The 20659-nt window shown below is 63.2% G+C and carries 24 protein-coding genes; 11 read left to right on the top strand and 13 right to left on the bottom strand.

Annotated elements, in window-relative coordinates:
- Nucleotides 1–16: 16 nt before the first annotated feature.
- Both AC1D05_RS14665 and AC1D05_RS14660 read right to left on the bottom strand, forming a co-directional pair.
- Nucleotides 17–1003: a Gfo/Idh/MocA family protein gene (locus AC1D05_RS14665; RefSeq protein ID WP_477441503.1), complete on the bottom strand. Its 987-nt coding sequence runs from the start codon at nt 1001–1003 to the stop codon at nt 17–19.
- A gap of 112 nt (nt 1004–1115) precedes the next feature.
- Nucleotides 1116–2006, bottom strand: a complete 891-nt coding sequence (locus AC1D05_RS14660; protein WP_477441502.1) for a LysR family transcriptional regulator — start codon at nt 2004–2006, stop codon at nt 1116–1118.
- Between the two features lie 96 nt (nt 2007–2102).
- On the opposite strand from AC1D05_RS14660, the gene AC1D05_RS14655 reads away from it, so the two are divergent.
- Nucleotides 2103–3098, top strand: coding sequence for an aldo/keto reductase (locus AC1D05_RS14655; RefSeq protein WP_477441500.1), 996 nt, complete (start codon nt 2103–2105; stop codon nt 3096–3098).
- Nucleotides 3099–3364: 266 nt separating this feature from the next.
- Here AC1D05_RS14655 and AC1D05_RS14650 read toward each other — a convergent pair whose 3' ends face one another.
- The 8 genes from AC1D05_RS14650 to infC all read right to left on the bottom strand — a co-directional run bounded on the left by AC1D05_RS14650 (nt 3365) and on the right by infC (nt 10224).
- On the bottom strand, nt 3365–3967 hold the full coding sequence (locus AC1D05_RS14650; protein WP_477441498.1) for a nucleotidyltransferase family protein: 603 nt from the start codon (nt 3965–3967) through the stop codon (nt 3365–3367).
- A gap of 38 nt (nt 3968–4005) precedes the next feature.
- A complete protein-coding gene (gene pheT, locus AC1D05_RS14645) occupies nt 4006–6414 on the bottom strand; it encodes a phenylalanine--tRNA ligase subunit beta (RefSeq protein ID WP_477441496.1) in 2409 nt (802 codons plus the stop codon).
- Nucleotides 6411–6833 (bottom strand): GFA family protein, encoded by a 423-nt coding sequence (locus AC1D05_RS14640; RefSeq protein WP_477441494.1) that lies wholly within the window; start codon nt 6831–6833, stop codon nt 6411–6413. The genes pheT and AC1D05_RS14640 overlap by 4 nt, the downstream gene beginning before the upstream one ends.
- Nucleotides 6830–7927: a phenylalanine--tRNA ligase subunit alpha gene (pheS, locus tag AC1D05_RS14635; protein WP_477441493.1), complete on the bottom strand. Its 1098-nt coding sequence runs from the start codon at nt 7925–7927 to the stop codon at nt 6830–6832. Before pheS ends, AC1D05_RS14640 begins: the two co-directional genes overlap by 4 nt.
- Before the next feature lie 142 nt (nt 7928–8069).
- Nucleotides 8070–8471: a 50S ribosomal protein L20 gene (gene rplT, locus AC1D05_RS14630; RefSeq protein WP_023672281.1), complete on the bottom strand. Its 402-nt coding sequence runs from the start codon at nt 8469–8471 to the stop codon at nt 8070–8072.
- 38 nt (nt 8472–8509) lie between these two features.
- Nucleotides 8510–8713, bottom strand: a complete 204-nt coding sequence (gene rpmI / locus AC1D05_RS14625) for a 50S ribosomal protein L35 (RefSeq protein WP_006201248.1) — start codon at nt 8711–8713, stop codon at nt 8510–8512.
- A 182-nt stretch (nt 8714–8895) separates the two neighbouring features.
- Nucleotides 8896–9522, bottom strand: a complete 627-nt coding sequence (locus tag AC1D05_RS14620; protein WP_477441492.1) for a methyltransferase family protein — start codon at nt 9520–9522, stop codon at nt 8896–8898.
- Nucleotides 9523–9687: 165 nt separating this feature from the next.
- Nucleotides 9688–10224, bottom strand: coding sequence for a translation initiation factor IF-3 (infC, locus tag AC1D05_RS14615; RefSeq protein WP_010912915.1), 537 nt, complete (start codon nt 10222–10224; stop codon nt 9688–9690).
- A gap of 220 nt (nt 10225–10444) precedes the next feature.
- On the opposite strand from infC, the gene AC1D05_RS14610 reads away from it, so the two are divergent.
- From AC1D05_RS14610 to AC1D05_RS14595, 4 genes are all read left to right on the top strand, one after another.
- The gene (locus tag AC1D05_RS14610) at nt 10445–11215 is read left to right on the top strand and encodes an alpha/beta hydrolase (RefSeq protein WP_477441490.1); all 771 of its coding nucleotides are present in this window, start codon (nt 10445–10447) and stop codon (nt 11213–11215) included.
- 2 nt (nt 11216–11217) lie between these two features.
- Entirely contained in the window at nt 11218–12360 is a 1143-nt protein-coding gene (locus AC1D05_RS14605; RefSeq protein WP_477441488.1) for a benzoate/H(+) symporter BenE family transporter, read from the top strand.
- Between the two features lie 117 nt (nt 12361–12477).
- A complete protein-coding gene (locus AC1D05_RS14600) occupies nt 12478–12960 on the top strand; it encodes a DUF2852 domain-containing protein (protein ID WP_477441486.1) in 483 nt (160 codons plus the stop codon).
- Between the two features lie 98 nt (nt 12961–13058).
- Nucleotides 13059–13817 carry a M48 family metallopeptidase gene (locus tag AC1D05_RS14595; RefSeq protein ID WP_477441484.1) on the top strand — a complete coding sequence of 253 codons (759 nt, stop codon included), beginning with the start codon at nt 13059–13061 and terminating at the stop codon, nt 13815–13817.
- On the opposite strand, the gene AC1D05_RS14590 is transcribed toward AC1D05_RS14595, so the two are convergent.
- The gene (locus AC1D05_RS14590) at nt 13818–14036 is read right to left on the bottom strand and encodes a hypothetical protein (protein WP_477441482.1); all 219 of its coding nucleotides are present in this window, start codon (nt 14034–14036) and stop codon (nt 13818–13820) included. It abuts the gene before it with no gap.
- Between the two features lie 112 nt (nt 14037–14148).
- On the opposite strand from AC1D05_RS14590, the gene AC1D05_RS14585 reads away from it, so the two are divergent.
- The 6 genes from AC1D05_RS14585 (at nt 14149) to AC1D05_RS14560 (ending at nt 19857) form a co-directional block, all read left to right on the top strand.
- On the top strand, nt 14149–14808 hold the full coding sequence (locus AC1D05_RS14585; RefSeq protein ID WP_477441481.1) for a phosphoribosylanthranilate isomerase: 660 nt from the start codon (nt 14149–14151) through the stop codon (nt 14806–14808).
- Between the two features lie 28 nt (nt 14809–14836).
- Complete coding sequence (trpB, locus tag AC1D05_RS14580; RefSeq protein WP_477441479.1) at nt 14837–16087, top strand: tryptophan synthase subunit beta; 1251 nt, start codon at nt 14837–14839, stop codon at nt 16085–16087.
- A 62-nt stretch (nt 16088–16149) separates the two neighbouring features.
- Entirely contained in the window at nt 16150–16989 is an 840-nt protein-coding gene (gene trpA, locus AC1D05_RS14575) for a tryptophan synthase subunit alpha (RefSeq protein WP_477441477.1), read from the top strand.
- A gap of 48 nt (nt 16990–17037) precedes the next feature.
- Nucleotides 17038–17964 carry an acetyl-CoA carboxylase, carboxyltransferase subunit beta gene (accD, locus tag AC1D05_RS14570; RefSeq protein WP_477441475.1) on the top strand — a complete coding sequence of 309 codons (927 nt, stop codon included), beginning with the start codon at nt 17038–17040 and terminating at the stop codon, nt 17962–17964.
- A gap of 119 nt (nt 17965–18083) precedes the next feature.
- A complete protein-coding gene (locus AC1D05_RS14565; protein WP_477441474.1) occupies nt 18084–19409 on the top strand; it encodes a bifunctional folylpolyglutamate synthase/dihydrofolate synthase in 1326 nt (441 codons plus the stop codon).
- 28 nt (nt 19410–19437) lie between these two features.
- A complete protein-coding gene (locus AC1D05_RS14560) occupies nt 19438–19857 on the top strand; it encodes a VOC family protein (protein ID WP_477441472.1) in 420 nt (139 codons plus the stop codon).
- A gap of 21 nt (nt 19858–19878) precedes the next feature.
- Here the strand turns inward: AC1D05_RS14560 and AC1D05_RS14555 are convergent, their stop codons facing one another.
- Nucleotides 19879–20160, bottom strand: coding sequence for a cupin domain-containing protein (locus AC1D05_RS14555; protein WP_477441470.1), 282 nt, complete (start codon nt 20158–20160; stop codon nt 19879–19881).
- Nucleotides 20161–20294: 134 nt separating this feature from the next.
- A complete protein-coding gene (gene trxA, locus AC1D05_RS14550; protein ID WP_172220777.1) occupies nt 20295–20621 on the bottom strand; it encodes a thioredoxin in 327 nt (108 codons plus the stop codon).
- Nucleotides 20622–20659 lie beyond the last annotated feature (38 nt).

Genomic DNA, 20659 nt, shown 5'->3' with positions numbered 1-20659 from the left:
ATTTTATCGCAGAGAATTAGACAGCCTCCCAGCCGTCCTTGCCGCCGGCGCGGAAGATGGCGTCGATGACCTTCTGGTTGAGCACGGACTCCTCCAGCGTGAACACCCGCTCCTTGCCGCCTTGCGCCGCGCGCGCAAAAGTCTCGACCTCCAGCCGGTATTGCTGCGTGCCGGGGAAGCGGAACACTTGCGCTTCGGTGTGGTTCTGGTTGTGCAGTTCGACGCGGTGATGGTCGTAGAGCCCGGCATTGAAGGGCGAAAAGACCTCGATGAAACCCTTCTCGCCGTGGAACACCATCACCTGCCGCGCCGCCATCTGCGTCGACAGATAGAAGGACAGTTCGAAGTCGCCGAAATCGGCGCGAATCGAGGAATAGATGTCGGTGCCGAATTTCTTGTCGCGCTCGATCGTCGCCTGGACGCGGCTAGGCTCCTTGCCGGTCGAAAACCGCGTCGACACCGTCGGATAGACGCCGATATCGGGCAGCGCGCCGCCGCCGAGATCGAGCTGGTTGCGCATGTTGTTGGGGTCGACATTGTAGTAGGAGAACGCACCCTGCACATGGCGCAGCCGGCCAATGGCGCCGCTGGCGATGAGGTCACGCACCTTGATCCATTGCGGGTGGTAGATGACCATGAAGGCTTCGCAGACCAGCACTTTCTTGGCGTCGCGCAGCTTGATCAGCGGCGCGATGTCCTTGGCGTCGAGCGCGAGAGGCTTTTCGACCAGCACATGTTTTCCCGCTTCGATGGCCTTCGCCGTCCATTCGACATGCTGCGATGTCGGCAGCGGGATATAGACGCCGTCGACTTCTTTGGAAGCGAGCAGTTCCTCATAGGATCCGAAGGCGTGGCGCGCGCCAAAACGCTCACCCAATGCCTTGGCCTTCGACAGGTCGCGGCTGGCGATCGCCGACAGCACGCCGTTCTCCGCCTCGACGATTGCCGGCAACAACTGCTCGCGGCCGATTTTGGCCGTCGACAGAACACCCCATCGGAACATCACGCATCTCCATGTCGATTATATCAGACGAGGTTTGCCCGAAATCGATGGAAAAGCCAATGACCGAAGGCTGACCGCGAGCCGAGACTCCCCACAGGGGGAGGGTCGGCCCTCATCCGCTCATCTTGAAGAAATCGACAAACGCCCTGAGCGCTGGCCGCATCTGGCGGTGGCTGGGATAATAAGCGAAGAACCCGTCGAAGGGGGGGCACCAGTCCTCCAGCACGCGGATAAGCCTGCCGTCGGCGAGCGGGGCGCGGACATAGGGCTCGAAGACGAAGGCGAGCCCGGCGCCGTCGACCACAGCTTGGGCGATCAGATGGTCCTCATCGAGGATCAGCGGCCCCTGCGCCGCGATCTCGATTTCCTCGCCGTCCTTTTCAAATTCCCAACGATAAAGGATACCGCTGGAGAAGCGGAAGCGGATGCAGCGATGGTCGGCAAGATCGCGCGGGTGGTGCGGCTTGGGATTCGCTTCGAAATAAGATGGCGCGCCGACCACCGCGCCGCGAAGGTCCGACCCGATGCGCACCGCGATCATGTCGCGCTGCAGGCTCTCGCCGAGCCGCACGCCGGCATCGAAACCGCCCTCGACGACATCGGTGAAGCGGTCCTCGATGACGATCTCCAGCACGATGTCGGGATAGGCCCGGGCAAAGGCGCCGAGCCGCGGCGTCAGCACCAGATGCGCTGCCGTGCGCGGCACGCTGAGCCTGAGATTCCCGGCCGGCCGGTCGCGCGCCTCGACCGCTGTCTCCAGCGCCAGGTCGATCTCGGAAAGCGCCGGCCGCAATCGCTCCAGCAACTGCGCGCCTTCCTCGGTCGGCGCAACGCTGCGCGTGCTGCGTGCCAAGAGCCGGACGCCAAGCCGCGCCTCCAGGCTCGACACCGCATGGCTGACCGCCGACGGCGCGATGGCCAATTCCCTGGCCGCGCCGCGGAAGCTGCCGCACTGGGCAACGGTTGCCAGCACCGCCAGTTGCGAAAGATGTGCTCGATTCATTGATCTATTTCTTAGAACGGCCCGTGCGCAGATGAGCCGATTATCGAACATATGGCAAGACGCTATCTCCTAGGCATCACAACAAGGAGACGCGTGATGCAAACCCGCAAGCTAGGAACTGAACTGAACGTCTATCCCGTCGGCCTCGGCTGCATGGGCATGAGCTTCGCCTATGGCGGCCAGCCGGAGGCCGAGGCGATCGCCACGCTGCACCGCGCCGTCGAGATCGGCGTCAACTTTTTCGACACGGCGGAAGTCTATGGTCCTTACGAGAACGAGATCCTGCTCGGCAAGGCGCTGAAGTCGGTTCGTGACAAGGTGACCATCGCCACCAAATTCGGCTTCAAGATCCTGGAGGAGGGCACGGGCCTCGACCGCATGGCCGGCGTCGACAGCCGCCCCGAGCACGTCAAGGCGGTCGCCGAAGCCTCGCTGAAGCGGTTGGGCACCGATGTCATCGACCTCTACTACCAGCACCGCGTCGACCCCAACGTGCCGATCGAGGACACGGTCGGCGCCATGGCCGAGCTGGTGCGCGAGGGCAAGGTGCGCGCGCTCGGCCTCTCGGAGGCCAGTGCCGCAACCATCCGCCGGGCGCATGCCGTGCATCCGATCGCAGCCGTGCAGAGCGAATACTCGCTGTGGACCCGCGATCCCGAAGACGACGTGTTCGCCGTCTGCCGCGAACTCGGCATCGGCTTCGTTCCCTACAGCCCGCTCGGCCGTGGCCTTTTGACCGGCACCATCGCCAAGCCCGAAACGCTTGACGATGGCGACTGGCGCCGCACCTTGCCGCGCTTCCAGGCCGAGGCCATGGAAGCCAATGCCAAGGTTATCGCGACGCTGGGAAAGCTGGCTGCCGAAAAGGGTGTGACCTCGGCGCAACTGGCGCTGGCCTGGGTGCTGCACCAGGGCGATTTCATCGTGCCGATCCCCGGCGCACGAAAAATCAGCCATCTCGAGCAGAACACGGCGGCGGCCGGGATTGTGCTGAGTGCTGCCGAGGTTGCAGCGATCGGCGATGCGCTGTCGCCGGATAAGGTCATGGGCAAGCGCTATACGGAGGAGCTGCTGGCGCTGGTGAATGGGTGAGCCGGATCGCGGCTGAACAATCGAAAGGGGCGCTTCGGTGCCCTTTTTTTGCCTCGGCGGCTTACAGGGTTTCGAGAGGTCGGCGGGACAGCGCCCCCCTCTGTCCTGCCGGACATCTCCCCCACGAGGGGGGAGATTGGATGCCGCCTCGGCTTTCGCTAATCGCCGACGTTGGAGAAATGGGCGGGGCGCCGAAGCTGCTGATCTCCCCCCCAAGTGGGGGAGATGCCCGGCAGGGCAGAGGGGGGCGCCTCGCGCCAGCGTCCCTACCAAGGCACCACGCAAATCTCTGGCCAGCACTCCTGCGCCCGCTTGCCTTTCGTCTCATGCGTGCGCTGGTTGTCCATCACCCGGTTCGGAGTGATGCGAAACGAAAATATATCGTCGAGCCCAAACGGCGCCACGAGCTCCAACCGCCCGTCAGCGTCGTAGCGCACCCCGACCGCATGCGTCTTCGAGGCGAAATAGCTGATGGATTGGCTTGAACTGGTGTAGCGCGGGCAAGGCTGCCCGAACTTCTGCGGATACCACAGATGCACCCGCGCCTGGTTGCGCACCTCGACGGGCAGCGCCTGGCCCTCGAAATGCCGGGCTGCCCGGCGAATGACAGCATCCTCGGCCTCATAGGACAGATCGCTGTCGTCGAAATAGAACAGGTCGACATCTTTGATGCCGTAGCCCGACGGCTTCCCGGTCAGATGGTTCCAGACGGAATTGTAGAGCGCGCCAGAAACCATCAGCCAGCCCGGAAGGTCCAGCGTACAGGCATGCGCCAGCGCCTCGCTGACGAGCGCATCGCTCGACACGATGTCGAGAAACGCCGCACGTTGCGCTTCAAACGAGAGCCCGGAATAGCGGAGATGGTCCATCGCCCTTTGGAGGGCGATTCGCCATCTGCCGCAATCCCTTACGTCCTGAGGGAACCACCCGTCTGCTTGCCGACATTTTCGACAATGCGCTTGGCCAGCGCCTCGAAATCCTCGTCGGTGAGCGTCTTCTCGACCGGCTGGATCGACACTTCGATGGCTATCGATTTCTTGTCAGCGCCAAGCGAGGCGCCCTCGAAGATGTCGAACACCGAAACCGCAGTGATCAGCTTCTTGTCGGCGGCAAGTGCCGCGCGCACCAGCGTGCCGGCCTCGACGGACTTGTCGACGACGAAGGCGAAGTCGCGCTTCACCGCCTGGAAGGCGGATAGCTCCAGTTTCGGCTTGGTTTTCGTCGGCTTGGCCTTCGGCTCGGGCACGGCATCGACGAACACTTCGAAGCCGCACAGCGGTCCGGAAACATCTAGCCCTTCCATCGTCTTGGGATGGAACTCGCCGAACGTGCCGAGCACGGTCTTCGGCCCGAGCTTGATCGTGCCGGAACGGCCGGGATGATACCAGGCCGGGCCGCCCGCCTCGATCTGCAGCCGGTCGACCGGCGCACCGCAGGCCTCCAGTGCGGCGATGGCATCGGCCTTGGCGTCGAACACGCCGACCGGACCCGAATTGCCGGCCCAGTTGCGGCCGGAGCCGTCGAGCTTGGCGGTGCCGCGGCGCACGCCGGCGGCCACGCGCCGCTGCTCGTCGGCGCCGTCGCCCTCATAGGTGCCGGACACCTCGAACAGCGCCACGTCGCCAATGCCCTTGTCGGCATTGCGCTGCGCGGCGGCGATCAGCCCCGGCAGCAGCGACGGCCGCATGTCGGACATGTCGGCGGCGATCGGGTTGGCGAGTTTCAGCGCCGTCTGCCCACCGCCGAACAGTTCGGCGTGCTTGGCTGGAATGAACGACCAGGTGACGGCCTCCATCATGCCGCGCACGGCAAGCGCCCGCTTGGCCGTGCGGGTGCGCACCTGCAGCGTCGTCAGGATCTTGGAGTTGACCGCATCATGCGCACCGAGCGGCTGTGGCGCGATGTTGTCGACGCCGTGAATACGCATCACCTCTTCGACCAGATCGGCCTTGCCGTCGACGTCGGGCCGCCAGGACGGCACCGCCACATCGACGACATCGCCCGAACCCTTCGGCTTGAAGCCGAGGCGCGACAGGATGTCGAGGCTTTCCGCCTTCGGAACCGCGATGCCGGTCAGCCGCGTCACTTCCGACAGCGGGAAGGAAACGATCTTGGGCTTGTGGCCGGCATAGCCGGCCACCTCGATTTCCGTCGGCGTGCCGCCGCAGAAGTCGAGCACCAGTCGGGTCGCGAGCTCGATTCCCGGCACCATGAATTCGGGGTCGACACCGCGCTCGAAACGGTAGCGTGCATCGGTGATGATGCCGAGCGCACGCCCTGTGCGGGCCGTGGTGATCGGATCCCAAAGCGCCGATTCGATCAGCACGTCGGTGGTGTTCTCGTCGCAGCCCGAATGTTCGCCGCCCATGATGCCGGCGATCGATTCGACGCCATTGTCATCAGCGATGACGCACATCTCTGGCGTCAGCGTGTATTCGCGGCCGTCGAGCGCGTGCACCTTTTCACCGTCGCGCGCGCGGCGCACGACGAGATTGCCGGCGACCTTGCCGGCATCGAACACATGCAGCGGCCGGCCGCGGTCGAAGGTCACGTAGTTGGTGATGTCGACCAGCGCGCTGATTGGCCTCAGACCAATGGCGATCAGCCGCTGCTGCAGCCATTTCGGCGACGGGCCGTTCTTCACGCCCTTGACCAGATTGAGCGCGAAGCCGGGGCAGAGTTCCGGCGCCTCGATCGTCACCTTGACCGGGCACATCCCATTGCCGACATGCGGCATGATAGCTCCGCCGACGAGGCGGCCGAGCCCGCTTGCCGCCAGATCCCTGGCGATGCCGTAGACGCTGGTGGCATCAGGCCGGTTCGGCGTCAGATTGATCTCGATGACCGGATCGTCGAGATGTGCATAGGACGCAAAGCTGGTGCCGACCGGCGCATCCTCAGGCAGGTCGATGATGCCGTTGTGCTCGTCGGACAGTTCCAACTCGCGCTCGGAACACATCATGCCATGGCTTTCGACGCCACGGATCTTGCCGACCGTCAGTGTCACGTCGATGCCGGGCACATAGGCGCCAGGCGCGGCAAAGGCGCCGATCAGGCCAGCGCGAGCATTGGGTGCGCCGCAGACGACCTGGACAGGGGGCTTGCCATCGCCGGTATCGACGGTCAGCACGCGCAGCCTGTCGGCATCGGGGTGCTGCACCGCCGTCAGCACCTTGGCGATGACGAAGGGTTTCAGGCTCGACTTGTCGTCGACATGCTCGACCTCGAGGCCGATCGAGGTCAGCCGCTCAACGATCTCGTTGAGCGAGGCGTCGGTCTCGAGATGATCCTTGAGCCAGGAGAGGGTGAATTTCATGGGACTGTTCCGTCTGGTCTTTTGACGCTTGATTTCAGGTGTCTCGGCAGGTCGTCGGACATCTGCAGGAAAGGAAGCTGCTCGCTGACATAGGCATGATGCGTCGGCCTGAAATCGGCCGGCACGTCCATGGCGCCGAGCATGAAGTAGATGTCGTCCTCCAGCCGCTCATCGACATAGGCGATGGGCGAGCCGCAGACGCCGCAAAAGGAGCGCGTCACCGGGCCGTTCTCGTACATCTTCAACGCCTTGCCGGTGAACGCCACTTGGTCGACCAGGAAGCCGACAAAGGCCGAGACCGGCGCGCCGCTCGCCCGCCGGCAATCGCCGCAATGGCAATAGCTGACATGATGCGGTTCAGCCAAAGCCTCAAACCGCACGGCGCCGCAGCGGCAGCCGCCAATGTGGGGCGCTGTCATGCGCTCAGACCCCCGAACAGCGTCGGCATGTCGAGCGGCCGGAAGCCGTAATGCGACAGCCAGCGGACATCCGCGTCGAAGAAGGCGCGCAGGTCCGGCATGCCGTATTTCAGCATGGCGATGCGGTCGATGCCCATGCCCCAGGCAAAGCCCTGATATTCATCGGGGTCGAGCCCGCCGGCGCGCAGCACGTTGGGATGCACCATGCCGCAGCCGAGGATCTCCATCCAGTCGGAGCCTTCGCCGAAGCGCACTTCGCCAGGCCGCGAGCGGTCGCACTGGATATCGACCTCGAGGCTTGGCTCGGTGAACGGGAAGAAGGACGGCCGGAAGCGCATCTTGACCGAAGGCACTTCGAAGAACGCCTTGCAGAATTCTTCCAGCACCCACTTCATGTTGGCGACATTGGCCGTCTTGTCGATCACCAGCCCCTCGACCTGATGGAACATCGGGGAGTGGGTGGCGTCCGAATCCTGCCGGTAGGTCTTGCCCGGAATGACGATGCGGATCGGCGGCTTCTGCTTCTCCATGGTGCGGATCTGCACGGGCGAGGTGTGGGTGCGCAAAAGCTTGCGCTCGCCCTTCTCGTCCGGCTGGAAGAAGAAGGTGTCGTGCATTTCGCGCGCCGGATGGCCTTCCGGGAAATTCAGCGCGGTGAAATTGTAGTAGTCGGTCTCGATATCCGGCCCCTCGGCGATGGCGAAACCGAGATCGCCGAAAATCGCCGCGATCTCGTCAATGACCTGGCTGATCGGGTGGATGCGGCCGCGTTCGGCCGGTGACTGCCGCACTGGCAAGGTCACGTCGACCTTTTCGGCGGCGAGGCGTACGGCGATCGCGACGTCCTTCAATTCGGCCTTGCGGGCCGTCAGCGCCTCGGTGACGCGGTTCTTCAGGCCGTTGATGACAGGGCCCTTGAGCTGACGCTCCTCGGCGGTCATGGCGCCGAGCGTCTTCAGCATCTCGGACACGGTGCCCTTCTTGCCGAAGGCAGCGATGCGCACGGCTTCGATGGCCGGCTCGTCGGCGGCCGATGCGATGTCGGCCAGAAGGGAGCTTTCAAGCGTATCCAGGCCGGTGGTTGCGTCGTTCACGGTCAAACTCGCTACGTTGGAAATCTGCGCTAACGTGAAAGTCACGTTCAAGTTGGGTATTCAGGCATAAGAAAAACCCGCGCCAGCCGTGCCAGCGCGGGTTCCCCAAATCAGAATTGCGAATGCTTGGGAAGCGCTGGTCTTAGGCGACAGCGCTTTCAAAAGCGTTCGGCGTGGTGTTCTTCAGATATTCGAGCGCCACCTTGGCCTTGGCGACCAGGGCTGCGAAAGCCTGCGGCTCATGGATGGCCATGTCAGACAGGATCTTGCGATCGATCTCGATGCCCGACTTGTTGAGGCCGTCGATGAAGCGGCCATAGGTCAGGCCATGCTCGTGCGTCGCGGCGTTGATGCGCTGGATCCACAGCGCGCGGAACGAGCGCTTGCGGTTCTTGCGGTCGCGATACGCGTACTGCATCGACTTTTCCACCGCCTGCTTGGCGATGCGGATGGTGTTCTTGCGACGGCCGTAGAAGCCTTTGGCGGCTTTCAGGACCTTCTTGTGTTTGGCGTGCGAGGTGACGCCTCTCTTTACGCGTGCCATGTCATGATCTCCTTAAAACGCTGTCCAGACCGAATGCCTTAGAGGCCGTTCGGCAGAAAATTCTTGATGACCTTCTTGCCATCCGGTTCAGCCAGAACCATCGTGCCGCGGGCATTTCGAATGAACTTGTTGGAACGCTTGATCATGCCGTGACGCTTGCCGGCCGCAGCCGACAGGACTTTACCCGTACCTGTGATCTTGAACCGCTTTTTGGCGGCGGACTTGGTCTTCATCTTGGGCATTTTGCTACTCCGTCTCGTTGGCGCACTATCGCGCTTCTTGTTCGCTTCGGGCTGACCAAAGCCCGAAAAGCAAATGAAACCGCCACGGCATGCCCTGCCGGGCGGTTTTCTTGAACGGCGGTCCTATACGTCAAAGACGGCTTGTACGCAACACCTCAGACCGTGCGACGCACTGTCCCCGGTCAGGGCAGAGTGAACCACACCGGCAGCATGCCCGACTGCTGCGCGCCGTCGATCAGTTCGAAGGCCGGCAGCGCGATCAGGAACACCAACCCGTCGAGCAGCGTGGTGAGCAGCAGGCGCGGCCTGAAGCTGCCGGTATCGCCTTCCTCATAGAGCGAAAGGTTCGGGAAAAAGCGCGGCACCTTGTCCAGATAGGCCTGGTAGGGTGCGCCGAGTGCTTCCTTGAGGAATTTCTCCTCGCGCAAGATGACGATGTGGAAGGCGCCGGCGCACAGCAGCGCGAACAGGATGATGCCCGAGAACGAGCCGATCTGCGCGCCAACGCCGGCCGCGGCCACGGTCGAGAACACATAGAGCGGGTTGCGGGTGATCGAGTAGGGTCCGCCCGTCACCACCTCGGAGGATTTCCGCCCGCCTATATAGAGCGTCGCCCAGAGGCGACCGACGATGCCGAGGAAGATCAGCAGCACGCCGAACATCTCGATCGTCTCATGCACTGGCGTGTCGGGTGGGAAGGTCGATTGGCCGAACAGCAGCGCCAAAAACAGCACCACCACGAGCACGGCAAGCACCAGCCGGCGCATCTGCTGGTAGTTACCAAGCCCGTATTTGAGTTCGTTGTCCAAGAGAAATCCGATCGTCGAAGAGCTTAGCCGGCGATCGCAGCTTTCGCCAAAAACAGGCGTCCCGCCAATCGTCGGGACGGCCTGTAACACAATTCAGGCAGATTTAGCGTGATGGCCACGCCTAACCTTATCGTGACCACGCCGTGATGTCGCTGACGGCGCGCCTTAGCGCGGCGCCAACACCATCATCATCTGGCGGCCTTCGAGCTTCGGCTCCGCCTCTACCTTGGCTATGGTAGCCACTTCCTCACGCACCTTGTTCAGAAGCTGCATGCCGAGTTCCATATGCGCCATTTCGCGACCGCGGAAGCGCAGCGTCAGCTTGACCTTGTCGCCTTCCTCGAAGAAGCGGCGAACCGCCTTCATCTTGGTCTCGTAGTCATGGCTGTCGATGTTCGGGCGCATCTTGATCTCCTTGATCTCGATGACCTTCTGATTCTTGCGCGCCTCGGCTGCCTTCTTCTGGTTGGCGTATTTCAATTTGCCGAGATCGAGGATCTTTACGACGGGGGGCACCGCATTGGGCGATATCTCGACGAGATCGAGCCCGGCCTCTTCGGCGAGCAGCAATGCGTCGTTGATGGAAACATCGCCGCGGTTCTGGCCTTCGGCGTCGATAAGCTGGACCCGGGGAACCCGGATGTCACGGTTGGAGCGCGGCCCATCCTTGGTCGGCGCCGCTGCTTTGAAAGGTCTGCGAATGGTCGTGGTCTCCTTGGCCGTTTCGTTCAGGATTTGTCAGTCTGATGCGTGGACGCGCCAATGTGGTGAGCGCGCGGGCGGAGTCAATAGCACAGCATTGACAGAAAATCACCCTGATCACTGCCTGCACCAAACAAAGAAACAGCGCGAGCACTTTTCGCCACGCCCGTGGCTGTGCCACAAGAACCCCGAGCCAAAAAGAGGGGCCTGAGGAAAAGCCATGACCGTCACGCCCCCCACCTTTCTCAATGTTGATGGATCGCGCATCGCCGTGCGCCACACGGCAGGCCCGACGCCCGGCATTGTCTGGCTGGGCGGCTACAAGTCGGACATGCTGGGCACGAAGGCGCAGACGTTGTCGGACTGGGCGGCTAAAGAGGGCCACGCCTTCCTGCGCCATGACTATTCCGGCCACGGCGAATCCGGCGGCGCCTTTGCCGACGGCACGATTTCGACATGGCTTTCGCAAAGCCTTGCCGTGTTCCGCCATTTCACCAAGGGCGATCAGATCCTGGTCGGCTCCTCGATGGGCGCCTGGATCGCGCTGCGCATGGTGCAGGAATTGCGCAAGGCGGGTGACACCAATGTTGTCGGCCTGGTGTTGCTGGCGCCGGCGCCGGATTTTACCAGCGAACTGGTCGAACCGATGCTGACCGAAGCGCAGAAGCGCGACCTTACGGAGAAAGGCTTCTTCGCCGAGCCGTCGGATTACTCCGCGGAGCCCTACATCTACACCCGCGCGCTGATCGAGGACGGGCGCGACAACCGGGTGATGACCGGCCCGATCGACACGCATTGTCCGGTGCACATCCTGCAGGGTCTCGCCGATCCGGACGTGCCGTCGAGCCATGCGCTGAAACTGGTCAGCCTGCTGCCGGCCGACGATGTCACGCTGTCGCTCATTCCCGATGGCGATCATCGCCTGTCGCGGCCGCAGGATCTCGACATGCTGCTGCGGGCGGTCGGCGACATGGCCCGACGTGGCAAGTGACGATGCGGCTTTCCATCCCGATCTCGGCTTTTGTCGCCGCCATCGTCGGCTTCGGCGGCACGTTGGCCATCGTCATTGCCGCCGCCCACGCGGTCGGCGCGACGCAAATTCAGACGGCGAGCTGGGTGACGACCATTTGTCTGGGCATGGCGATCGAAAGCCTGTGGCTGTCCTGGCGCACGAAAATGCCCGTCATCACCGCCTGGTCGACGCCGGGCCTGGCGCTGATGGCGGCATCGAGTGGGTTTTCGATCAATGAGGCGGTTGCTGCCTTCATCGTCACCGCCATCCTGTTGATCGCCACCGGCCTGTTTCGGCCGCTGACGCAGCTGATCTCCAGGATACCGCCCTCGGTCGCCTCCGGCATGCTGGCCGGCATCGTCGTCACCTTCGCCCTCAATGCGGTCAAGACAATCCCCGTCGACCCCTGGCTGATCCTGCCGCTGATCGCGGTCTTCTTCGTGATCCGCCTGTTCAACCCGGCGCTGTCGGTGCTGGCGGTGCTGATCGGCGGCGGTCTCGCCGCGTTTCTCACCGGCCGCGTCGGCGGCCTGCCGACACCCGAACTGTCGACGCTGACGCTGATTGCGCCCGATTTCACCGCCAAGGCGATGATTGGCCTGGCGCTGCCGCTTTATCTCGTCACCATGGCCTCGCAGAACCTCTCGGGTCTCGCCGTGCTGCGCGCCGCCGGCTACCACCCGGAGCCCGGCCCGCTGATCGGCGTTACCGGCCTGTTTTCCCTGCTATCGGCGCCGTTTGGTGGCTCGACCACCAATCTGGCGGCGATCTCGGCGGCCATCTGCACCGGGCCGGACGTCCATCCCGACCCCGCCGAGCGCTGGAAGACCGGCCCGTTCTATGGGCTCGCCTATCTCGTCTTCGCGATCTTCGGCGCCTCGCTGGTGGCTATCTTCGCCGTCTTGCCGCAGAGCCTGATCGTGCTGGTGGCGGGTCTGGCGCTGATGGCGTCGCTCGCCAATGCGCTGGCGATCGCGCTGAAGGATGAGGGTGACCGCATGGCCGCCACCGTCACCTTTGTCGTCACCGCCTCCGGACTGACGCTCTTCGGCGTCGGCGCCGCCTTCTGGGGCCTGATCGCCGGGCTGGTCGTGCTTTTCCTCGACAGGCTCAAAAAGCGATAATCATTTCAGAAGCTTGTCCGGTTTTGGCGGACATTGTCTTGAATCGCCGTTTTTGCCTTCCCATTTCGATTCCACGCAGCCGTTCCTGGCTGTCTCCAACCGAAGGAATGGGAGAAAATGAACACATCTGCATTGATCCGTCCGGCCTGGACGCCGGCAACCATCGCGTTGATGGTGATCGGCTTCATGGTGTTCTGGCCGCTCGGCTTCGCCATGCTCGCCTACATCATCTGGGGCGACCGGCTCGACGGCTTCAAGCGTGACGTCAACCGCGCCACAGACGGCATCTTCGCCGGCTGCCGCCGCGGGTCCGACAAGGCCTCACGCTGGGGCAATGGCTCTGCCCGCACCGGCAACGTCGCTTTCGACGACTGGCGCGAAAAGGAGCTTGAGCGTCTGAACGAAGAGCGCCGCAAGCTCGACGAGATGCTGACGCAGTTCGACGAATACGCTCGCGAATTGCGCCGCGCCAAGGATCAGGACGAGTTCGATCGCTTCATGGCGAACCGCAACAAGTCGACCGCGCCTGCGAAGACCGATCCGAGCACCGGAACGACCCCCACCAAGCGTGGCAAAAGCTCGAACCTGCTTGACGACTAAGGCCCGGCGACAGGCCAAGGTATGAGGACGGCGTCGCGTGAGCGGCGCCGTTTCTTTTTTGTTCTATTCGTTTTTCTCGAATCGCGTATCGTCCGGTCATGACCCTCGGATTCTTTCGCAATCTGACGAAGCCCAAGCCCACGCCCGTCGTGGAGCGAGAATATTGCGTCGCCGGCCGCACGCTGCCGCTCAAGATCGTCGAGAGCGCCCGGGCGCGGCGCCTGACGCTGCGCATCGATTCCGGCGGCCAGGGCCTGCGCATCACCGTGCCGCCGGGCTTGCGCCGGGGCGAGGTGGACAGGTTCCTCGACCGCCACCAGGACTGGCTGGAACAGCGGCTGGCCAAGGTGCCGACGCGACCTCAGGTGCGGCCGGGCATCAAGATCCCGGTGCGCGGCGTGCCGCATCGCATCGTTCACGAGCCGTCAAAGCGCGGCACCGTCACCATATCGCGAGACGAGCGCGGCCCGCTGTTGGTCGTGCATGGCGACCGCATACATCTGCCACGCCGCATCGCCGATTTCCTCAAGCGCGAAGCCAAGAAAGAGATCGAGAAGCTGGTGATCAAACACACCGAGGCGCTCGGCAAGCGCGCCAAGGCGATCCGCTACAAGGACACGTCCAGCCGCTGGGGCTCCTGCACCTCGGAGGGAAACCTGTCCTTCTCCTGGCGCATCATGATGGCGCCGCAGCCGGTGATAAACTACCTCGTCGCGCACGAGGTGGCGCATCTCAAGGAGATGAACCACGGCCCGAAATTCTGGAAATTGTGCGAAAAACTCTGCCCCGACACCGACCGCTGCAAGGACTGGCTGAAGCGCAATGGCGGCGCGCTGCAAGCGATCGTGTTCGAGTAGTCAATCGTCATTCGCCGCATTAAGCTCATCCGGCCGCAGCCCTTCGTCGCCATGATGCGGCCACGGCAAAAAATTGCCGTCGAATTCATCGCCGCCGAAATAATCGAGCGCGCGATGCGCTTCGGCGCCGTTGAAGGCGGCCTTGTCCATCAGATGCGCGATGACCTCGCGCGCCTGGGCGATCTTCTGCCTGAGTTCGGCAACGGTTCTGTCGGCCATGATCTTTCTCCCGCCTGGCAAGCTGTCCATCCATAGGTAGCGCCTTTGGCGTTGCCGGCAAACAGCATGCTTTTTCTCGACTCTTGGCGCGTTTCATGCCAATTCCCGCGCCATGGCGCTCGATATAAAAATCTGCGGCTTGAAGACCGACCAGGCAATGGCCGCGGCCCTGGCCGGCGGCGCCAGCCATGTCGGCTTCATTTTCTTTGCCAAGAGCCCGCGCTACGTCGAGCCGGCTGAAGCCGGGCGCCTGCGCGAAGCGGCCCGCGGCAAGGCCTTGGCGGTCGCCGTCACCGTTGACGCCAGCGATGCCTTCCTCGATGAGATCGTCGAAAAGATGCAGCCCGACATGCTGCAGCTGCACGGTTCGGAAACACCTGAGCGCGTGGCCGAGGTCAAGGCCCGCTATGGCCTGCCGGTGATGAAGGCGCTGCCGCTCAGCGAGGCCGCCGATCTCGGCCGGATCAAGCCGTTCATCGGCGTCGCCGACCGCTTCCTGTTCGACGCCAAGCCGCCGAAGGGCTCGCAGTTGCCGGGCGGCAACGGCGTCACCTTCGACTGGCGCATCCTTGCCGGCCTTGACGCCGGCGTCGATTACATGCTTTCCGGTGGGCTCAACGCCGCCAACATCGGCGATGCCCTACGGCTTGCCAACCCGCCCGGAATAGACATTTCCTCAGGCGTGGAAAGTGCGCCGGGCGTCAAGGATCCGGCGCTGATCGAACAGTTTTTCCGGGCCGTCCGGGCCGCGCGCGACGACCGCGCCGCCTGAATAATTCTTTCGAACCAGGAGATCGGCGATGAACAAGCCGGCGACACCCAATTCCTTCCGCACCGGACCCGACGAGCAGGGCATGTTCGGCATTTTCGGCGGTCGTTTCGTCGCCGAAACGCTGATGCCTTTGATCCTCGACCTGGAGCGGCACTGGAACGAGGTCAAGAACGATCCGGACTTCAGGGCTGAGCTGACCGATCTTTCGACCCACTATGCCGGGCGGCCTTCGAAGCTCTATTTCGCCGAGGGCTTGACCAAGCATCTTCGTGAGGTTTCCGCGGCGAAGGGCCTCGGAGGCGGCGCGAAAGTCTATTTCAAGCGCGAGGACCTCAACCACACCGGTTCGCACAAGATCAACAACTGCCTCGGCCAGATCCTGCTGGCCAAGCGCATGGGCAAGAAGCGCATCATCGCCGAGACCGGCGCCGGCCAGCATGGCGTGGCATCCGCCACCGTCGCCGCCCGCTTCGGCTTTCCCTGCGTTGTCTACATGGGCGCGACCGACGTCGCCCGCCAAAGTCCGAACGTCTTCCGCATGAAGCTGCTCGGTGCCGAAGTACGGCCGGTCACTGCCGGCCACGGCACGCTGAAGGACGCAATGAACGAGGCCTTGCGCGATTGGGTGACCAATGTCGAGGACACCTATTACCTGATCGGCACCGCCGCCGGTCCGCATCCCTATCCGGAACTGGTGCGCGACTTCCAGTCGGTCATCGGCATCGAGGCGCGCGCGCAGATCCTCGAACAGGAGGGCCGGCTGCCCGACACCATCATCGCCGCTGTCGGCGGCGGCTCCAACGCCATCGGCCTGTTCCATCCTTTCCTTGACGACAAGGACGTTCGCATCATCGGCATCGAAGCCGGCGGGCGTGGCCTCGACGGCATCGAGCATTGCGCCTCGATGAATGCCGGCGCGCCCGGCGTGCTGCACGGCAACCGCACCTATCTCCTGCAGAATGCCGACGGCCAGATCATGGACGGCCATTCGATTTCGGCCGGTCTCGACTACCCCGGCGTCGGCCCGGAGCATTCCTGGCTGCGCGATTCCGGCCGCGTCGAATATGTGCCGATCCTCGACGACGAAGCGCTGGAAGCCTTCAAGCTGACGACGCGTGTCGAAGGCATCATCCCGGCACTGGAATCCGCGCACGCCATCGCCCATGCGGTAAAGATCGTGCCAGCCATGGACAAGGACCAGATCGTCATCGTCAACCTGTCCGGGCGTGGCGACAAGGACGTGCACACGGTGGCCTCGATGCTGGGCATGGAGATCTAGGCCTTTTGGACAGTTTCGACTTGGGAGTTGATTATGAGCAAAATTTGTCCAAAGGGCCAGACATGACGACGCGCATCGACCGCCGCATGGCGAAGCTGAAGACCGAAGGCCGCCCGGCGCTCGTCACCTATTTCATGAGTGGCGACCCGGACTACGACACAGCTTTGTCGATCATGAAGGCGCTGCCCAAGGCAGGCGCCGACATCATCGAAATGGGCATGCCGTTTTCCGATCCGATGGCCGACGGCCCAGCGATCCAGGCCGCCGGCCTGCGCGCGCTGAAAGGCGGCCAGACGCTGGTCAAGACGCTGAAGATGGCGGCCGAATTCCGGACCAGCGACAACGAAACGCCGATCGTGCTGATGGGCTATTACAACCCGATCTACATCTACGGCGTCGATCGCTTCCTGAAGGATGCCATTGCCAGCGGCATTGATGGGCTGATCGTCGTCGACCTGCCGCCGGAGATGGATGAGGAACTCTGCATTCCGGCACTAAAAGCCGGCATCAACTTCATCCGCCTGGCGACGCCGACCACTGACGACAAGCGGCTGCCCAAGGTACTGCAGAACACGTCGGGCTTCGTTTACTACGTGTCGATGACCGGCATCACCGGCTCGGCGCTGGCCGACACCGGCAAGGTCGCCGCCGCCGTCAAGCGCATCAAGGGCCACACCGATCTGCCTGTTTGCGTCGGCTTCGGCGTCAAGACCGCCGAGCAGGCGCGTGTCATCGGCGCCAATGCCGATGGCGTCGTCGTCGGCACCGCGATCGTCAATGCGGTCGCCAACGTGCTGGGGCCGAAGGGCGAAAAGACCGCCGACCCGGCCGAGGCCGTCGCCACGCTGGTCAGCGGCCTGGCGCAAGGCGTGCGCTCGGCCCGCCTTGCTGCTGCCGAATAGTCTTCCTACGTCTTTACCCAACTCTTCGTCAGGACAGGAGCCGAAGCGATGAACTGGATCACCAATTACGTTCGCCCGAAGATCAATTCGATGCTCGGCCGGCGCACCGACATGCCCGAGAACCTCTGGATCAAGGATCCCGAGACCGGCGAGATGGTGTTCCACAAGGATCTGGAATCCAACCAGTTCGTCATCCCGTCTTCAGGCCATCACATGAAGATCTCGGCCAAGGAGCGGCTGAAATTCTTCTTCGACGACGGCAAGTACGAGACCCTGGACAATCCCAAGGTCGTCCAGGATCCGCTGAAGTTCCGCGATGAAAAGCGCTATGTCGACCGGCTGAAGGACGCCAAGGCCAAGACCGGCCTCGAAGACGCCATCATCAACGCGCTGGGGACCGTCGAGGGCCTGCCGGTGGTGGTGACGGTGCAGGACTTCGCCTTCATGGGCGGCTCGCTAGGCATGGCGGCCGGTGACGCCATCGTGCATGGTTTCGAGGTCGCCTTGCAGCGCAAGCGGCCGCTGATCCTGTTTGCCGCCTCTGGCGGCGCCCGCATGCAGGAAGGTATTTTGTCCCTCATGCAGCTGCCGCGCACCACGGTCGGCGTCGACCGGCTGAAGGAAGCCGGCCTTCCCTACATCGTCGTGCTGACCAACCCGACCACCGGCGGCGTCACTGCCTCCTACGCCATGCTGGGCGACGTGCACATCGCCGAGCCTGGCGCGCTGATCGGTTTTGCCGGGCCGCGCGTCATCGAACAGACCATCCGCGAGAAACTGCCGGACGGCTTCCAGCGCTCCGAATATCTGATGGAGCACGGCATGGTCGACATGGTGGTGTCGCGGCTTGAGATGCGCGAAACGATCGCACGGCTGTTGAAGATGCTGCTCAAGATGCCGGTCGAGCAAAAGCCGCTGGAGCCGGAAATCCTGCCGCCGGCGGTGATTTCTGCCGAAGCCCGGCCGCAGGCCTGACGCGACACCAAGCGCCGCGACCGCGATTGCACGAGGGCGGTCGCGCGCTGTAGCCTTTTGATTGCCATGGCCATTCCGGGATTGATTCTGGTCCTCGGGCCATGCGCCGGGATTCTGCCATGACAACGCTTGCCGCCGACCGCGAAATCGAAGCCCTGATGGCGCTTCACCCGAAAGGCTTCGACCTTTCGCTCGACCGCATCACGCGGCTTCTGGAACGGCTTGGCAATCCGCAGGACTTACTGCCGCCGGTCATCCATATCGCCGGCACCAACGGCAAGGGCTCCTGCGCCGCCTTCTCCAGGGCATTGCTGGAGGCGTCAGGCCGTCTTGTCCACGTCCACACCTCGCCGCACCTGGTCAGCTGGCATGAGCGCTACCGGCTCGCCGCCGAGGGTGGCGGCAGGCTGGTTGACGACGATGTCTTCGCCGAGGCCATCGCCCGCGTCGCCAAGGCCAATGACGGCCAGAAGATCACCGTCTTCGAGATCCTCACCGCCGTCACCTTCATCCTGTTTTCCGAACATCCGGCTGATGCCTCGATCATCGAGGTTGGTCTCGGCGGCCGTCTGGACGCCACCAATGTTATCGCCAGGCCGGCAGTGTCGGTGATCATGCCGGTGTCGCTCGACCATGAAGCCTATCTCGGCGACCGAGTCGAACTGATCGCCGTCGAAAAGGCCGGCATCATGAAGCGCGGCTGTCCAGTGGTGATCGGCGCCCAGGAAAGCGAGACGGCGCTGCAGGCGCTGATCGAAACCGCCGAGCGGCTGGAGTGCCCGACCTTCGTCTACGGCCAGGATTTCCTCGCTTTCGAGGAAAACGGCCGCATGGTCTACCAGGACGAGGACGGCCTGATGGACTTGCCACCGCCGCGCCTGCCCGGGCGCCACCAGTTCGCCAATGCGGCCGCAGCGATCGCAGCCGTGAAGGCTGCCGGCTTCGAGATCAGCCATCGCGCCGCCGAGAAGGCAATGACCAATGTCGCCTGGCCCGGTCGCATGCAGAAGCTGTCACAAGGCAGGCTGGTGGAGCTGGCGCCGAAAGGCGCCGACATCTGGCTCGACGGTGGCCACAATCCGGGCGCCGGCGTGGTTGTTGCCGAGGCGCTGGCCGAGCAGGAGGAAAAGAACCCGCGTCCGCTGTTCCTCATCTCCGGCATGATCAACACCAAGGACCAGAGCGGCTATTTCCGTGCCTTCAAGGGCCTCGTCCGGCATGTCTACACGGTGCCGGTGAGCATGAGCGAGGCCGGCGTGCCGAACGACGAGCTGGCGATCCGCGCGACGGAAGCTGGGCTGACGGCCGAACCGGTAAGCTCCGTCGCCAGCGCGCTGATGCTGTTGCGCGACACCTGGGACGGTCCGCCGCCGCGGATCCTGATCGGCGGATCGCTTTACTTCGTCGGCGCGGTGCTGGCGGAAAACGGCACACCGCCAACCTGAGGTGCGTGACGGCCAACAGGAGCCTGTGATGATCAAGGTAAAGCAGCTCGCCCATGTCTGCATTTTCACGCATGATCTGGAAGCGACGCGAAGCTTCTACCGCGACGTGCTCGGGCTGGACACGCGGTTCAACTTCCTGCGCGACGGCAGGATTTTTGGCTTCTACCTCGATTGCGGCGGCCGCAGCCATGTCGAGGTTTTCCAGAAGGATGCCACCACCTACAGCGAACTCAACCAGATCAACCATTTCTGTCTGGAAGTCGAAGACATCGACGCCGCGATCGCCCATATCAAATCGAAGGGCATCGATGTCACGGCGAAGAAGCATGCCTGCGACGATACCTTTCAGGCCTGGATCCGCGATCCCAACGGCGTGAAGATCGAGCTGTTCGAGTACACCGACAAAAGTGCGCAATTCGTCGGCGGCGACCGTGTCGCCGACTGGTGATCGCGTAGCGGCGCGGCAGGCCTATTTCAGCTCGACTTCGATGAAAGCATATTCGCCGTCATTGGCGCTGATGACGTCGTGTTCGACGCCCTCTTTGCGGAAATAGGGCACGCCTTTTTTCATCTCGGCGAAGGTTTCGCCGTCCTTGGTCACCAGCTTCAGCTTGCCGTCCATCAGCGGCACGACGACATAGTCGTGGCCATGGCGATGCCAGCCGGTGTTGTCGCCCGGCTGGAAGCGGTATTCGGTGACGATGACGCGCTCATTGTCGATGAAGACGGTGGCCTTGGCGGATCCGGTCATGTCGCTCTCCCTGTTTCTGCTTCCCAGCAGAGGACATGGCGTGCCCTGATGTGAGGGCCAGAGCGGGTTAGCCATGACGCCAACAAAAAGCCCGGCGCGAGGCCGGGCTTGATATCAAGAACTTTGGAGGGGGATCAGGCGAGGCTGCCGTTGATCCAGTGCGACAGCGCGGTCTTGGGCGCGGCGCCAACCTTCATGTCGGCCACTTCGCCGCCCTTGAAGATCATCAGAGTCGGGATCGAACGCACGCCGAACTGGGCGGCGAGCTCGGGATTCTCGTCGATGTTGAGCTTGGCGATCTTGACCTTGGCCCCGAGTTCGGTGGCAATGTCCTCAAGCGCCGGCGCGATCATCTTGCACGGGCCGCACCATTCAGCCCAGAAATCCACCACGACCGGTACGTTGGCGTTGAGCACGTCGGCCTGGAAATTGTTCTTGTCGACCTTGACGGTGGCACCCATGCGGAAATCCTTTCGAGAGTTCTTTGTCGCACCAAATG

The sequence above is a fragment of the Mesorhizobium sp. P2_E9 genome (assembly GCF_056403815.1).
Note: the sequence above shows the minus strand (reverse complement) of the source record. Positions and strands in the feature narration are given on the sequence as shown.